General features: G+C 58.6%; 14 protein-coding genes and 1 tRNA gene. 7 read left to right on the forward strand and 8 right to left on the reverse strand.

Going from position 1 to position 15581, the window contains the following annotated elements:
• Together VEG30_02040 and VEG30_02045 are read right to left on the reverse strand one after the other, a co-directional pair.
• On the reverse strand, positions 1 to 361 hold a 361-nt coding region (locus VEG30_02040), incomplete at its 3' end, for an MBL fold metallo-hydrolase (GenBank protein ID HXZ78679.1).
• Between the two features lie 97 nt (positions 362 to 458).
• On the reverse strand, positions 459 to 1943 hold the full coding sequence (locus VEG30_02045; GenBank protein HXZ78680.1) for a hypothetical protein: 1485 nt from the start codon (positions 1941 to 1943) through the stop codon (positions 459 to 461).
• A gap of 25 nt (positions 1944 to 1968) precedes the next feature.
• Between VEG30_02045 and bcp the strand changes: the two genes are divergently transcribed.
• Positions 1969 to 2445 (forward strand): thioredoxin-dependent thiol peroxidase, encoded by a 477-nt coding sequence (gene bcp, locus VEG30_02050; protein HXZ78681.1) that lies wholly within the window; start codon positions 1969 to 1971, stop codon positions 2443 to 2445.
• A 30-nt stretch (positions 2446 to 2475) separates the two neighbouring features.
• Here the strand turns inward: bcp and VEG30_02055 are convergent, their stop codons facing one another.
• The 4 genes from VEG30_02055 to VEG30_02070 are packed head-to-tail and all read right to left on the reverse strand — an operon-like array spanning position 2476 to position 6646.
• Positions 2476 to 3327, reverse strand: coding sequence for a carbohydrate ABC transporter permease (locus VEG30_02055; GenBank protein HXZ78682.1), 852 nt, complete (start codon positions 3325 to 3327; stop codon positions 2476 to 2478).
• Positions 3327 to 4274 carry a sugar ABC transporter permease gene (locus VEG30_02060; GenBank protein HXZ78683.1) on the reverse strand — a complete coding sequence of 316 codons (948 nt, stop codon included), beginning with the start codon at positions 4272 to 4274 and terminating at the stop codon, positions 3327 to 3329. The genes VEG30_02055 and VEG30_02060 overlap by 1 nt, the downstream gene beginning before the upstream one ends.
• Positions 4271 to 5302, reverse strand: coding sequence for an ABC transporter ATP-binding protein (locus VEG30_02065; GenBank protein ID HXZ78684.1), 1032 nt, complete (start codon positions 5300 to 5302; stop codon positions 4271 to 4273). Before VEG30_02065 ends, VEG30_02060 begins: the two co-directional genes overlap by 4 nt.
• Before the next feature lie 6 nt (positions 5303 to 5308).
• Positions 5309 to 6646 (reverse strand): extracellular solute-binding protein, encoded by a 1338-nt coding sequence (locus tag VEG30_02070; GenBank protein ID HXZ78685.1) that lies wholly within the window; start codon positions 6644 to 6646, stop codon positions 5309 to 5311.
• Positions 6647 to 6960: 314 nt separating this feature from the next.
• Between VEG30_02070 and VEG30_02075 the strand changes: the two genes are divergently transcribed.
• Together VEG30_02075 and VEG30_02080 are read left to right on the forward strand one after the other, a co-directional pair.
• Positions 6961 to 7854, forward strand: coding sequence for an NAD(P)-dependent oxidoreductase (locus VEG30_02075; protein HXZ78686.1), 894 nt, complete (start codon positions 6961 to 6963; stop codon positions 7852 to 7854).
• A 274-nt stretch (positions 7855 to 8128) separates the two neighbouring features.
• Positions 8129 to 9901 (forward strand): lysophospholipid acyltransferase family protein, encoded by a 1773-nt coding sequence (locus VEG30_02080; GenBank protein ID HXZ78687.1) that lies wholly within the window; start codon positions 8129 to 8131, stop codon positions 9899 to 9901.
• Here VEG30_02080 and VEG30_02085 read toward each other — a convergent pair.
• Entirely contained in the window at positions 9898 to 11025 is a 1128-nt protein-coding gene (locus tag VEG30_02085; protein HXZ78688.1) for a peptidylprolyl isomerase, read from the reverse strand. The two genes, VEG30_02080 and VEG30_02085, sit on opposite strands and share 4 nt — an antisense overlap.
• A 185-nt stretch (positions 11026 to 11210) precedes the next feature.
• The gene (locus VEG30_02090; protein HXZ78689.1) at positions 11211 to 12128 is read right to left on the reverse strand and encodes a DUF5829 family protein; all 918 of its coding nucleotides are present in this window, start codon (positions 12126 to 12128) and stop codon (positions 11211 to 11213) included.
• Between the two features lie 705 nt (positions 12129 to 12833).
• Here VEG30_02090 and VEG30_02095 point away from each other — a divergent pair.
• From VEG30_02095 to VEG30_02110, 4 genes are all read left to right on the forward strand, one after another.
• On the forward strand, positions 12834 to 13829 hold the full coding sequence (locus VEG30_02095; GenBank protein ID HXZ78690.1) for a 4-(cytidine 5'-diphospho)-2-C-methyl-D-erythritol kinase: 996 nt from the start codon (positions 12834 to 12836) through the stop codon (positions 13827 to 13829).
• A gap of 5 nt (positions 13830 to 13834) precedes the next feature.
• A tRNA-Gln gene (locus VEG30_02100) sits at positions 13835 to 13908 on the forward strand.
• 71 nt (positions 13909 to 13979) lie between these two features.
• On the forward strand, positions 13980 to 15062 hold the full coding sequence (locus tag VEG30_02105; protein HXZ78691.1) for a ribose-phosphate pyrophosphokinase: 1083 nt from the start codon (positions 13980 to 13982) through the stop codon (positions 15060 to 15062).
• A gap of 26 nt (positions 15063 to 15088) precedes the next feature.
• Positions 15089 to 15581, forward strand: a 493-nt coding sequence (locus VEG30_02110) for a 50S ribosomal protein L25 (GenBank protein HXZ78692.1), incomplete at its 3' end; no start/stop codon positions are given.

A 15581-nucleotide genomic window follows, 5' to 3' on the forward strand; every position in this document is an offset into this window, starting at 1 on the left:
CGCCGCTCTCCATGCGTTTGCGTACATTCTCGTGCGCGATCACCGGACCCTGTTTCTGGAAATACGCGTTGCCCCCAACGTGGTCGCTGTGCCAATGGGTGTTGATGACGAAGCGCACCGGCTTGTCCGTAATTCCCTTCAGCGCAGCTTCAATCTTCGGCGCCAGTGGCGCGTACTGATCGTCGACAACCACGATTCCGTCGTCTCCTACCGAAACGCCGATGTTGCCGCCCGCGCCGGTCAGCATGTACACCGAGCCTGCAACTTTCTGAACCTTGATCTCTACTTTGCTGAAGTCGCGTTGCTGAGCCGCGACCGAAAGACAAAAAGCCAGAGATAATCCTATGAGCAGTCGGAGCATTAAGTTTCCCTCACCTGCGTAGTGGCGGGATTCTAAATGCAGGAAGCGACTTCGTCATCTGAGCAGGAGGCGGGGAAGGCCGAAGGCGCGCCTTGTCTTACGATTCCGGCGCCGCGCCATCAAATAGCGGAGTCATGGCATCCAGGCTGACGCGGTAGAGAATGTAACTTGAGCCGCGATCGGAAATCTGTCGGAACAGCAGAGCCCCCGGCCCGCTGCCGTCGGCGTCGACCGCGTCAATCAGTTCGAGCCGTGGCGTGACGTCCAGCCGCCGGCTGTCGGTGACTGATGAAAATACCTTCCGCAGCTCGCCGTTGATATTTTGCCGTGCGACCAAAGCGATGTAGATCTCTACTGGCTTGCTGAATGGCGAAGCCGGAGGCGCACTCTGCGGTGGCGCACCGGGCTTGGCGCGGCTTCCAGATCGGCTAGGGATAGCGGCCGCTGGCGACACCTTTGCCGTCAATACGAGTTGGGCTTCGTTGCTGTAATTCAGGTCAAAGGCGTTGATCTGGAGATCGTCCAGCTTTCCCGAGGGCGAGATTTCAGGATGCTGTTTTGCGTACACCCTGATTTCGGTCCAGGCCATATCCTCGACTTCCTTGGTCAGCCGCGGCTTTTCGCTTTCCTTCCACACCCAGGTATACGGGTGGGCCGCGGTTGGACTGGCGTCGGAAATAGCTACCATCACGGGCTTGATCCCGGTTGGAGGCGCATTTTTCTTGGCTGTCTCTTTTGTTTTTGCGGTCTGCTGCGGGCCTGTGGTGCCCTGCGACTTACCATGCGTACTCTGCTCCTTACCTAAAGCCTGCGCTTGCTCTCCGCCCGAGGGTATACCCCGCTTCAGGATCGGACGCCCGGAATCGTCGCTGGCCCCGGTTTGCGCTGAATCCGATTGCTGCGGTGAACTCGATTGCGAGGACGTGTCCGTGCTCGCGGTGCTCTTATCCTCAGCAGGCTTTTTCAAAACCGGCGGCTGGTCTTCGGGATTGGACGTGGAGCCCGTCTCGGTTCCGCTTTTCCCATCCCCAGAAGGAGGCGGAGCCGGCGGCGCTGGCGACTGAGTTGGTCCTGAACTCGGGGGAGCCGTGCCAGGTCCAGAAGTCGGTACGGGTGTAGGGATCGGCGCTTGGCCACCTCCTCTGCCCGATCGCGATCTTCTCAGCAGCGGCGGCTTGTCTTCGGTGTTCACCACTACGGTATCAGGCGCCTTGGGTTTGGGGCGCTCCAGTTCCGCCTTCGTTTGCAGGCGGCCTTCACCGAACCAAACGCCACCGGGCAGCTCCTTCGCTTGAGTAATGGTGAACAATCCTTCCGACTCGCCGGTGCTCATCAGCTCGTAAACCGTCTCCGGCTCCAGCGCCATCGGCACCGGATGCGCCAGGTAGGACGACGCGTCCCAGTACTTGCCTTCCACCAGGATCGTGACCGGCACGAGCCGCGGTCCTTCGGCAGTCCATTCCAGGATCGCAATAGCCCGCGGGCCACGTTGCTTACGGGTGCGGCTGGATTGGGCCCAAACGGCACCAGGCAGCAGCAGCGCCGCCAGCACCAGCGCGATCGCGCGCCGGTGATTTATCATCTTTGAGCCATACGGAGGCAAAAGCATGCAGGTTAATGATAAAGCTCCTGAATTTAGTTTGAATGATCAGAACGGGGAAAAGGTTTCATTGAAGGACTTCAAAGGTCAAACCGTAGTTCTATATTTTTATCCTCGGGCCGATACTCCCGGCTGTACCAAGGAAGCCTGCGAATTCCGCGACGACTACGCCAAAATCCGCAAGGCGGGCGCGGTGATCCTGGGCGTCTCGCCCGACCAGCCGGAAGCACAGAAGAAATTCATCGACAAGTTCAGCCTGCCCTTTCCCCTGCTCGCCGATACGGAGAAGAAAGTGGCTCAGGCTTACGACGTCTGGAAAGAAAAAACCATGTACGGCAAGAAGATGATGGGCATCGAGCGCAGCACCTTCATCATCGGGCCGGATGGCAGGCTCAAAGCCATCTTCCGCAAGGTGAAACCCGAAGGCCACGCCGAGCAGGTGCTGACTGCACTCAAGGACGAGGCCAGAGCCAAGGCAAGCTGAGCCGGGAGTCAGCCGTCGGCGACTAGCCGCCTACTTCACTGCCCCGACAGTGAACCCTGAAATAAACCGGTCCAGAAACAGATTGTAAAGGAAGGCGGTGGGGACGCTGGCGATCAGGCACGCCGCCATCAGCGAACCCCAGTAATACACATCACCCCTTACCAGGAAAATCGGCACGCCGACTCCGAGCATCTGGTGCGCTTCTGAAGAAATGAACGTCAGCGCGTACACAAATTCCTGCGTCACCAGCGTAAACGTGAAGATCACCACGGTGAGAATGCCGGAGAGCGAAATCGGGATCACCAGCTTCACGAAAGCGCCAAAACGCGTCAGGCCGTCCACCATCGCGGCATCTTCGAGTTCGCGCGGGATGGATTTGAAAAATCCCATCAGCAGCCAGGTGGAAAACGGCACCGTAAAGCTGGGATACACCACCACCAGGGACCAGATCGAATCCTGCAAGCCCAATATCGACACCACGCGCGAGAGAGGAATAAACAGCAGTGTCGGCGGCACCAGATAAGTAAGAAAGATGCCTATGCCCAGGCGTTGCCCCCAGCGTCCGGTCAGCCTCGCGAGCGCGTAAGCGGCCGGGAGCGCCAGCGCCAACGTAATTGCCACCACGATCGCGCCGACCACGGCTGTGTTCCACATCCAGCGCAGATAGAGCGTGTCGTTGAACAGCAGCCGCAAATGATCGAGCGTCGGCTTCTGACTAAAGATGAAAGGATTGTTCTGCAGGTTATAAAGGTCGCCAGTGCGCTTGAACATGGTGATGAGCATCCAGTAGAAGGGGAATGCCAGCAGCACGGAAAACACCACCACTACAGTCCAGTGCGACACTCCCTCCACAACCTTCCGCGCGCCACCCGCGGCGCTCACTAGGTCACCTCCGCGCGATGCGCACTGCGCAACATCGCCCAGGCAACGATCACCAGCAGCGGGACGAGAAACATCGAAATCGCCGCACCCTCAGCCAGATCGCCTCCCAGGATTCCGCTGAAGAAGGCCAGCGACGGCAGCACCTGCGTGGAGTCGTAAGGACCGCCGCGTGTCAGAATGTAGACCACCGTCATATCGGTGAAGGTGAAGATGACGCCGAACAGAATGGCCACGTTCACAATCGGCAGCATCATTGGAATCGTGATCTGAAACAGCGTTCGCCAGAAGCCCGCACCATCCACCGCGGCCGCTTCGGGAATGTCCTTGGGAATCGCCGTCAATCCGGCCAGCAGAATCACGGTCGAGAAGGGCAGCAGCCGCCAGGTATGCACCAGGATCACCGACATCATGGCCAGCTTGGGCTCGCCCAGCCACATGGGTGTGTCGAAGGGTCTCACCAGATGCACCGCCACCAGCACCCAGTTGATGACGCTGTAGAGAGAATCCAGAATCCACTTCCAGCCGATCGCGCCGAGTGAAATCGGCGCCACCCAGGGAAGCAGCATGAGAAAGCGCACGAATCCGCGCCCGCGAAAGTGCTCTTTCAGCGCCAGTGAGAGAATGGTCGAGCCCACCAGCACCAGCACCTGCGAACTGATCGTAAAGATGAATGAATTGCCCAGCGATCTTATAAACGCTGGGCTCTGGAGCACGCTGCGGAAGTTCGCCAGCCCGATGAAGTGATATCCAACGCTGCCGACTTTGATGTCGCTCAGGCTGTAAATGCAGGCCAGTAGAAAGGGAAGCCCGATCAGGGCAAAGATGTAGAGGATGGCAGGCAGAAACATTGCCGACGCGAGCCATCGCTTCGTCCCCACCACACCCGACGGACCAGCTTTCGGCTTTGGCCGCAACCCAGCCCGCTTTTCCAGCGTTGGCCTACTCATTGCCAGGCCATCGCTTTGGCTTGAGTGCGCTTTTCTGTATTGCGATCGAAGAACTTCAAATCCTGCTCGCGAACAGCGAAGTTGTACGTCGCGCCAACCTCGTACGACGACGCCGATCCCAGCCGTGAAACCACCTCTTTGCTCTCGAAGCGCCCGCTCAGCGAGCCATACACAATCCACTCCGCTCCCAGATATTCCTTGTTGATCACTCGCAACGGGAAGGGAATACCGCTGCTCACCAACTCCGCCGGCAACAAATGCTCCGGACGGAATCCAACGATGACGTCGCCATTCTCCAGCAGGTTCATCGGCGGCGAGCCCAGGAAAGTCGCCACAAATGTATCCGCGGGCTCGTCATAGACTTCCTTCGGACTGCCGACTTGCCGCACCACACCTAAATGGAGTACGACGATGCGGTCGCCCATCGCCATAGCCTCCACCTGATCGTGGGTCACATAGATCGTGGTAGTGCCAATTCGGCGGTGAAACTGCTCCAGTTCCTCGCGCGCCGCTGCCCGCAGTTTGGCGTCGAGATTCGAGAGGGGCTCGTCGAGCAGAAACAGGGTGGGTTCGCGCACGATGGCGCGCGCCAGCGCTACCCGCTGCCGCTCTCCGCCGGAAAGCTCGCGCGGCTTGCGGTCCAGCAGATGCTGAATCCCTAAAAGCGAAGCCGCCCATTCCACTTTCTTGCGATGCTCGCTTTTCCTCACACCCTGGGCCTTCAGCGGAAAGGCAATGTTGTTAGCCACGCTTAGATGCGGATACAGCGCGTAACTTTGGAACACCATGGCGATGCGGCGCTCTCGCGGTGACAGATAATTCGCGAGAACGCCGCCGATCCAGATTTCCCCGGAGGTGGGTTGCTCGAGGCCGGCAATCATGCGCAGCAAGGTGGTCTTGCCTGAGCCCGAAGGTCCGAGGAAAACCAGAAATTCCCCCTCGTTGCTCTTCAGGCTCACATCATTCACCGCCCCGAGTTGACCCGCTTTAAAGACCTTGGTCAGATTCCTGGTTTCGACAATGGCCATCGAGTTCTACGCCCACTTAGCAAAGATGCGCCGAATCTCCTTATCGGCTGCACTGGCGGCATCTTCCGCACTCATTTCATCGCGCGCCACTTTGGCGAACATGGTGGGAATCACGAAGGTATTGAAAACTTCGTCCATGGCCGCGCTGGCGTATCCGGGATGTCCAATATTCGTGGCCCACTCCAGTACATTGCCGAGAACCTTGTACTTGTCATGCGGGTCAGCCTTGGCATCGTTGGAGATCTCCTCGTGCAGATTAGGAACCGTGGCCGGGAAGCAGGGGAAGTTGTAGAACTCGCTGGCCAGAAAGCCGTCGTGGAACGAGTCAATGTAGTCGGTCAGGAATTGCTTGGCTCCATCCTTGTTCTCGGCAAAGTTCCAGATCACGTAACAATCCATCACGTGTTCTGACGCCCAGCGTGCCGCCGGACCCTTAAGCGCCGGCCGCAGACCGATCTTGCGCGACATCTCGGGATTGCTTTTTTCCGCCTCGCGAGTGATGGAAATCGCGTTCTCCACGAACGACGCCTTCCCCGCCAGCATCGCCCGGTTATTTGATGATGGATCCCACGTGAAGACTTCAGGTGTCTCCGATTCCTTGAACACGGCGCGCATAAACTTCAATGCTTCGATGGTGTTCTTGGAGTTAATGGTGACGTTGCCCTTTTCATCCTGCTCCGAAGCTCCAAACGACCACATCAGCGCGTGCATCGCCATGTTGGTATCGAGTTCCTGCGACAGCCCAATGCCACAGGGATTGCTGAATTTGTCGCGTATCTTCTTGGCGCCATCGCGTAGCTGATCGTAGGTGTCGGGTCCATCCGCATATCCCACCTGCTGCCACAGGTCGATGCGGTAATTGCCCGGATCAGGCACGTAGGAGTCGCTGAAGGCAAAATATCTCTTCGTCTTCGGGTTGTACGTGGACTTATGCGCCAGCGGTACCATCTTGCCGTGTTTCTTCTGAGCCTCCTGGTACAGCTCGCTGTGATCGATGGTTTGTTTTTCATATGCCGCAGGGGGCGAAAGGAACATAAACAGGTCATGCCCTTTCTGCGCGGACACCTCCGCCGCCGCTCGCGCCGGAATCTCGCCAATCGAAATGTGATCCACGATCACATTGGTATTGTGTTTCTGTCCCCACTGTTTGGTGTAGGTGTTGTCAAACCACTTGTCGTACCCAGGTACGAAGTGGCTCCACTGGATGATCTTCAGCGTCTTCTGCTGCGCCTGTGACCTTTCCGGAAACAGAAAATAGGGTCCCAGGCTAGCCGCTGCGGCTCCGGAGGCGCTGATTTTCAGGAAATCCCGGCGGGAATACTTCTCCGAATGTTTGTCTGCCATTGCAGGCATTCCTCCTTGGTGAAGTTCATTTCCGGCGCGTTGCGCATAACCGGTGTTCTGGAAAAGTGGCCCGGCAGGGGGCTCTGCCGACAGCAACTGTCCCCATCCTGAACTCGAAGGAATCTGAATCGGGCTCGCTGGCTGCGACGCGAACCCATATGGCGGCGTGAAATGTGCCGTCCCAACCCAAAACCGACGTCCCACAGCTTACTACGTATGTGCAACCGTAGCGCTATAAACAGAAATGGCCTTCTCCGCTGAATTCGCTACTTCGCCTGCTCTGGGAACATCCAACCCGGACAGGAGGAACATCCATGCGAGTAGGCTTCATCGGACTCGGCAACATGGGCCAGGCGATGGCGCAAAATCTGCTGAAGGCGGGCCATGAGCTTACGGTTTATAACCGCTCTCGCAACCGCACCGAGCCTTTCCAGTCAGCGGGAGCGAAGGTAGCAAGCTCGCCCGCCGATGCCGCGCGTTTTGCGGAAGTTCTCATTACCATGCTGGCCGACGACAATGCGCTGGAAGATGTCCTTTTTGAACCCGGCAATGCCGTTCAATCTCTGGCCAAGGGCGCCATCCATCTCTCGATGAGCACTATCAGCGTGGCGCTCTCGCAGCGCCTGCAGACCGTGCATCAGCAACGCGAGCAGCTTTACGTCTCCGCCCCTGTCTTTGGACGTCCGCGAGTTGCGGCTGAGGGCAAGCTGTTCATTGTGGCCGCTGGGCCGCGAACGGCTATCGATAAATGCGATCCTCTCTTCTCTGCACTTGGTCAGCGCACCTTCAAGATTGGTGAAGATCCCGTTTCTGCCAATGTGCTGAAGCTGAGCGGCAATTTCCTGATCGCCTCGATTATCGAGAGCCTCGGTGAGGCCGTTGCCCTCGTTCGAAAGTATGGTGTCGATCCCGCTGTCTACATTGAGGTACTGACCGGTAGCTTGTTTGCGGCTCCGGTTTTCAAGACCTATGGCGGACTGATCGCCGAAGAGAAATATCAACCCGCTGGCTTTCGTCTGCACCTGGGCCTCAAGGACATCCGCCTGGCCTTGGCGGCAGCCGAGGCTGCCGCCGTGCCCATGCCCACCGCCAGCGTAATTCGCGACCGCGCTCTCGCCGGCATCGCCAATGGGCTGGGTGATGACGACTGGTCCTCGCTGGCGCGCATCGCAGCTGAACAGGCAGGGTTGCCAGGTAGCCGCCATTAAGCCGAGCTTTCCTCTAAGTTCCAAACCGGTCCTGGCGGTGTCTAAACTTCACATCTGCACCCGTGCATGACTGAGGTCGGCTGTAGGCTGATTTTGGCGGGTGGTGAATGTGCCAATAGTGATAGCACCGAAGGGACATTGGCTAAGAGAACAATATGGGTTAACTACTGGGGTGGGTCGTTCACGGGATTTTCACTTGTCCGTAATCATTTCGTAACCAGAAGCGCGGTAAGTGTGACCTATGCAGTCGTCGTCCGGGCGGTCTGAAGAAAGAATGCAGTCGGCCAGTCTTACGGGACGTCCTACACACCCCAGGGGCCCCAACCGTCTGGTGCGGAGACTGCTGTTCCCGCGCGGCCTGCGGCGCCTTTATCGCCGGCTGCAGCAAAGGCCCGACGAACCGATCTTTCACGCTCTCCTGCGAGAAATGAGCGTCGATTATCAGGTCGCGCCCAGCGACCTGAAGCACATTCCCGCCACGGGTCCGGTGGTTGCCGTTGCTAATCATCCCTTCGGAATGCTGGAGGGCGCGATTCTCTGCGATCTCGCGTTGACCGTCCGCCCCGATGTGCGCGTGCTCACCAACTACCTGGTCGCAGAGATTCCTGAACTCCAGCAACACTGCATCGCCCTTGACCCGTTTCAAGGCAAGCGCGTCGCGTCGATGAACCGGCAGGGAATGAAAGATGCCATGTCCTGGCTGGCCGGCGGAGGCATGCTGATTATCTTTCCCGCCGGCGAAGTTGCGAGCTGGCACATGCGCGAACGCCGCGTGACCGATCCGCAATGGAGCGCGACCGCCAGCCGCCTGATCCGCAACTCGGAAGCGACCGCTCTTCCCATATTCATCGACGGCGGAAACAGCATTCCTTTCCATCTGCTCGGCCTGGTTCATCCCCGCCTGCGCACTGTGCGGTTGCCGCACGAACTGTTGAATAAGCGCGGGCGAACGGTGAAAATTCACATTGGCAGCCCGATTCCGCACAGGGAGATTGCCAAGCTGCACTCTGCCGATGAAGCCACGCGTTATCTCCGCTGGCGAACCTACCTGCTGCATCAGCGGGACACCTTGCGTCGGCATCGGATGCCGCTGCCGCTGTTTCCCCGGCCACAGTCGCTGCGGCCGATTGCCGCGCCGCCCGCCATCGACAAGGTCCAGGCCGAAGTGCGTAATCTGCCGCCGGAGCAGCACCTGGTGCAAGACCGCGACTTCCGCGTCTTCATCGCCGACTCGGCCCAAATTCCCAACCTTCTGCAGGCTGTCGGCAGAGCACGGGAGATCACTTTCCGCCAGGTCGGCGAAGGCACGGGCGAAGCCATCGATCTCGATGAATTCGATCCCCATTACCAGCATTTGATCCTGTGGCATCGAGCCAAGGACGAACTCGCCGGCGCTTATCGCATCGGTCGCATTGACCAGATTCTCGCCCGCTGGGGACGCAAAGGGCTCTATACCAATACCCTCTTCCGCTACCAGCCGGAGCTGTTCCACCGCATCGGCCCAGCGCTCGAACTGGGCCGCTCCTTCATTCTGGCGGAATACCAGAAACATTACGGGTCGTTGTTGTGTCTCTGGAAGGGCCTTGCGCGCTATGCTTCCTTACATCCGGAAGCCCCGATTCTGATGGGCGCTGTCAGCGTCAGCGGCCGCTATAACACTGCGTCTCGGGAATTGATTGTGCGCTTTTTCGAGGCCGACAACCGGCAAGATGATCTCGGCCGCTTCGTTCAGCCGCGCATTCCCTTCCGTGGGTTAAAGCTGCGGGAATGGGATCTGCCGCTGATTCACCAGGCGCTGCACGACGTAGAAGCGCTTTCAGAAACCATCAGTGACATCGAACCTGACGGCAAGGGTATACCCATCCTGCTGCGTCAATACGTGAAGGTGGGTGGCCGTCTCCTCGGCTTCAACGTAGACAAGAATTTTTCAGACGTTCTCGATGGCCTGGTGATGGTCGATCTCCGCCAGACCGACCCTAAGATCCTGGAGCGCTACATGGGTGCAGAAGGGCTGAAAGCCTTCCGCGCCTTTCACCACCTGCCCTAGAAGATCCCCATCTTTTTCTTCTTCTTGGTTTTGTCCTTGGGAAGGTCTTGCGCGGCGGCTGCCGTCATCACTGGCTTGGTCTGATTGGGGCTGGCCGCGGTGTCGGTGTAACCGGAGCTCGGCTTAATATCGATGTAGGCTTCCTCGCGCAGCTTCGTAAGGTAGGCGCGGAGAGCGGGCTGGAGCCTTTCCATATATAGTGCTTCCTGGACCTGTGGCTCGACTTCCTTCAGTGGCGGGATACCGGCGGCATCATGCTCTGCCACTTTCAGGATGATGAAGCCCTGGCGGGTACGGATGACGTCAGTCAACTCGCCCTTCTTCATGTTGAAGGTCTGGTTCTCTAATTCTTTGGCCAGGGTTCCGCGTTTGAAGTAGCCGAGGTCTCCTCCCTGGGCTGCGGTAGGACCGTCAGAGTTCTTCTTCGCCAGATCGTCGAACTTCGCGCCTTTTTTTAATTCGGCGAGCAGGTCGTCGGCTTTCTTCTCGGCTGCTGCCAGTTGCTCAGGCGTGGGATCTGACGCCGCTTGCCCGGATTGCTTGGGGTCAGTTTTGACTGGGGCAATCAGGATCTCGCTCAGCCGCACCTGCTCCGGCCGCTCCAGCTCTGCCTTATGCTGCTCGTAGTATTTCTGAATTTCGTCAGGCGTCACCTGGATGCGCGAGCCAACTTCCCGGCCGATGACCGCTTGCGTCAGGATGCCATTGCGAAGGTTTTGCTTGAATTCTTCGTAGCTGACGCCCTGGGCCTGCGCCGCTCTCTCCAGGTCCTCCATGCTTTCCAAGTTCAGAGATTTGCGAATTTCATCGAGACGCTTGATCAATTCGGTGTCGCCGGTGATTCCCAGATCGCCCGCCTTTTGAATGAGCAACTGCTGGTCGATAAGGTCGCGCAGCAGGTCCTTTTCCCGGTTGGCGATTTCTTGATCCGTTGCCGTACCACCCTTCTCCTTCATTTCGCTGATCAGCTGATCGCGGGCGTGATTCAGGTCCTGGCGTGTGATGATGGAATTGTTCACCCGGGCCACGATTTCTTCCACTATCGTAGGTTCCCCCGCCACGCATACCGCGGCAAGGAGCATCAGGGCAGGGAGTATTAGAACAAAGAGAAGGAACTTCTTCATTTCCATTCCTTGGACACCACTCGGCCAGGGTGCAGTTTTGACCCCGAGCGCATTGGGCCCCGCAAATGAGAGCCAGTTAATTCTACATGACCCCGAGTTGTCGGGGGTGGGTTGGCCGCGCAATTCAAGGCACCTCCAGCAGCCTCGGCTAGTTTCTCGTTTTCAACTTACAGTATCTAATTTGTCTAAAAGGTCCAGATGGCCGTCGTGCCCTTGAACTGCAAGATGGAGTTGCCGATGCGGTAACTCTGTTCGCCATCTTTCTTTCGCCGCAGCCGGAACTCGATGGCCACTACGCCCGGTCGCGACGGTGGCGCAGATGCATCGAAGCGGCTCACGTCCAGCAGGAATCCTGGCCCGCTACAGCTGAAGCGTTTGCCCTGTGGCACAACCGGATAGCCCAGAGCATAGCAGTATTTCAGGAACCGGTCGGCATCCTCATTTTCGAGCGCCAGGTGCACCTCGGAGATGTCCTGCATCAATCCCGTGGTGCGCATCTGGCTCTGATTGATCTTCGCCGTATAGCGCTCCAGCACTGCTGCGCGATTGATGCTCGGGTGCGCGGGCGGCAGCTGGCCGTACCATTTCGTCAGAAAGTCAGCATCGTATTCCATCACCCAGGTCTGCAGCTGCGAGGCCTTCAAGGGAGCATCGGTAACCAGCATCTGAAACCATCCAACCTCGGAACTATCGGTCTGGCGGGTGATGGGAAGGATTTGGGTATTAGCTCCGGCGGTAGAACTGAGGGTCGCGCGCAGCTCATGCAGTGCCCCGCTGCGTTCCACCCCGAATGCAAGCCCGCTGCGATTTTCGGGATCGCCAGCTTCTGGCGGCCTGAGCAGCTCGAAATACGTGCTTTGCCCATAGAGGTAAATCCCCGTGTAGGTCTTGTCGCGCCGGACGGTTGTGCGGCTCTCCATGGGAGCGAATTCACGCCGCAGGAAGTCATCGGTGCGAGCCGCTTCGTAGGTGTCGAGATCGGGAACGATATAGACGTGATTGAGGTACACAGTCGGAGGCTTGGGAGAGCTGCCGCGATGGGATTGCGCAATCGTCATCGCGGTCAGAGTCAGGGCACAAATTGTCGGCAGCAGACGAAGCAATCCTAACCTCTTCGGTGTGGGGCTGTGTGCTGTGACATTGTAAGCAGGAACGGTTGGAAGGATCCTCAGTTACTGCGGCAGAGGCGTTGCCGTCCGTGATTCTGACCTGCTCAGTCCAGGTCTCGCGCTTTTCGAAACCTGGGAGCAGGAGGTCGGAATCAGGTACGACTCAGCGCGGGTGCCCCACCCTCTAGCCCATCTGTTGGGCGTAAGGGTGGGGTGAGACGCAGATCACAGCTTCCATCATGATCGGGACCTTAGGCTGTGGGCGTGCCTTCTCGACTCAGGCGGTATCAGCACACGTGCAGTGATCGCGGTAGAAGTTGAGGTATATTCACCGCAATCCGGTTATCCGAGGGCTGGTGGAGAGCCCAGAGGAGTGGCCGTGGAGCAGCTACCGTCACTGGCTGTGTGGAGAAGAGGGGCTAGTGCGGATCGAATCGGAATGGACCTTCAAAAAACGAGAGCGAATGGGGATCGAGATGACCTTTGCGAGACGAATGGAGTGAATGGGAGATGCGGCTCCGTCTGACCCCACCCTTACGCCCAACGGAAGGGCTAGAGGGTGGGGCACCCACGGTTCGAGTTTGTCTTGCGACGCTAGTCTAGGCCACCCGCCATTTCCATTTCTGATTCCGACCTGTAGAGCCCAGGTGTTGGCGCGCGCGAGACGTGTGAGACCCCTGCCGTTACAATCATCGCGCCATGCCCGTCACCGTCCGGTCGTTCGCGAAGATCAATATCGGCCTCTACATCGGTGACCGCCGCCTGGACGGCTTTCATGATCTGCTGACTGTCTATCAGACCATCGCCCTGCACGACATCGTGCGCGTTCAGGTCAGCCGCGGCGATGGTCTGGAAGTGCATGCCTCAGATGCACGCGTGCCCACCGATTCCTCCAACACCTGCTGGCGCGTCGCCGAGCGGGTCATGCGGAAGCTGAATAAATCCGGCAAAGTGACGATCACCATCGAAAAAGGACTTCCGGTGCAGGGCGGCCTGGGAGCCGGTTCCTCCAATGCCGTAGCTGCGATGTTCGCCCTCGAGCGCGCCCTGCGGACGAAACTCGCCCTCAAAGACCGCTTCGCCATCGCCGCCGAGGTCGGCTCCGACCTGCCGCTGTTCCTGCTGGGCGGCACGATTCTCGGCACTGGACGCGGCGAACGAGTCTTTCCCCTGCCCGATTTGCCTCCCTGGCCGATCGTATTGGCCCTGCCCGGTGTTGCGGTATCGACTCCGCAGGCGTTCGCCGATTGGGACGCACACCTCCATCGCCCAGTGAAACCCAACTCGCAGAAAACCCGGCAATTGACCAACATGTCTGCCTCCGATAGAATCGCTGAGTGTAGCCAGTCGATGATCGGTTGGCTCGCAGGTTCCTTCACCGGCGTTCCTGGCCTTGCGGCCGGGGACCGGGCTGAGAAACAGCTTCTCGACCTCGTCCGTGCCGGGATCGAAAACGACTTCGAAAGTGTCGTCTTTCCCCAGCATCCCGAACTGCGTGACGTGAAGAGTGTGCTAGCGGCCGGAGGCGCGGCCTACGCTTCGCTTTCCGGATCCGGTTCCACTGTTTATGGAGTCTTCTCCGCGAGCTCCAGGGCGGCGGCCGCCGCCGCAAGGCTCACGGGGAAAGGCACCACCGCGCGGATCACGCGGTTGCTGCGGCGGAATGAGTATTGCCGCAAGATGTTTGTCGATTGAGTTGCTGGGCGGTCGACTAATGGTAGGTCAAGTGCCTTTGGAGCACTTTGTCTAGGTTCGAATCCTAGCCGCCCAGCCAGGATTTGGGAGCACAGGAAATCTCGCACGGACGGAGCGGAATTCAAACCGGCGCGCGATTTCCAACAACGCATGAGTACGGGCCAGGAAGTGGCTAAGCAAGTCAATCCCGGTCAACAGACCGCAATGGCGGCAGGCACGATGGCAACAGTAGCGACTGTTAAGAAGGAAGAGCAGCCTCAAACCAAGGTCGAGACCAAGGTTCGGCGCCGGTGGGATGAGAAGTTCAAAATCTTCTCCGGCACCGCCAATCCCGCTCTCGCCGATGAGGTCTGCCAGTTCCTTGGGTTGGAACGTGGACAGGCCACGGCGCACCGTTTCCAGGATGGCGAGAAGTACATCCAGATCCAGGAAAACGTGCGCGGAGCTGATGTGTTCATCCTGCAACCGACATGTCATCCGGTGGACGAGCACATCATGGAGCTGCTCTTGTTCATTGATGCTTTGAAGCGTGCCTCCTCCCGGCGGATCACCCCGGTGATTCCCTATTTCGGGTACGCCCGCCAGGACCGCAAGGACAAGCCGCGCACGCCGATTTCCTCGAAGCTCGTCGCCGATCTACTGACCACGGCCGGGGCGGACCGGGCACTGATTGTCGACCTGCATGCGCCGCAGATTCAGGGCTTCTTCAACATCCCGGTGGATCACCTGTTCGCGTCGCCGGTGCTGGTGGATTACTTCAAGAAGCTCAATCTGCCGAATCTGACCGTGGTATCACCCGACGCCGGCGGCGTGGAGCGCGCGCGCTTCTTCGCTAAGAAGATGGATTCGGCTTTGGCGATCGTCGATAAACGGCGCGTCGAGATGGATGTGACCGAGGTGATGCACGTCATCGGTGATGTCAAGGGGCGGAGCTGCCTGATCCTCGACGACATCATCGATACCGCCGGCACGCTGGTGAAAACTGCGCAAGCTTTGGTGGACAGCGGCGCCAGTAAGGTCTATGCCTGCGCCACCCATGCCGTGCTCTCCGGTCCGGCGATTGAGCGACTTTCGCAGTCTCCGATCGAGCAGGTGGTGGTGACCAACACCATTCCGCTCTCGGAAGAAGCCAAGCGGGAGCGCAAGATTGAAGTGCGATCGATTGCCGGCCTCATTGGGCGCGCGATCCAGTCAATTCATGAAGAAAGTTCAGTCAGCAAGTTATTCAGCTGAGGAACGGAAGCAAAGGACTCGAAGAAATGGCAACTGCAACCGAAAGCATGCATGTGAAAGCTCAGCCGCGCGAGGAGCGAGGAAAAAACGAGAGCCGCCGCCTTCGCACCAAGGGTTCGATTCCGGCAGTGCTCTACGGGGCCAATCAGCCGGTGCGTTCACTGGCTATCGACCCAAAACAAATCGGCCGCATTCTGCACTCCGATACCGGACACAACACGATTTTCGATCTGGAGCTGGACGACGAAAAGACCAAGGCCATGATCGTGGACTGGCAATACGAGCCGATCAAGGGCTCACTGTTGCACATCGATCTCAAGCGCATCGCCATGGACAAAGTGCTGCGCGTGAGTGTGCCCATCGTGCTCAAAGGCGAGGCTGCCGGGGTCAAGCAGCAGAGCGGAATTCTGGAGCAGGTCTTGCGCGAAGTGGAAGTCGAATGCCTGCCCAGCGACATTCCCGGTCATCTTGATGTGGATGTCAGCGGGCTAGTGTTCGGGCAGGTCTTGCGCGTGGCCG

The organism is Terriglobales bacterium (genome assembly GCA_035624455.1).
Taxonomy (GTDB): Bacteria; Acidobacteriota; Terriglobia; order Terriglobales; family Acidobacteriaceae; genus DASPRM01.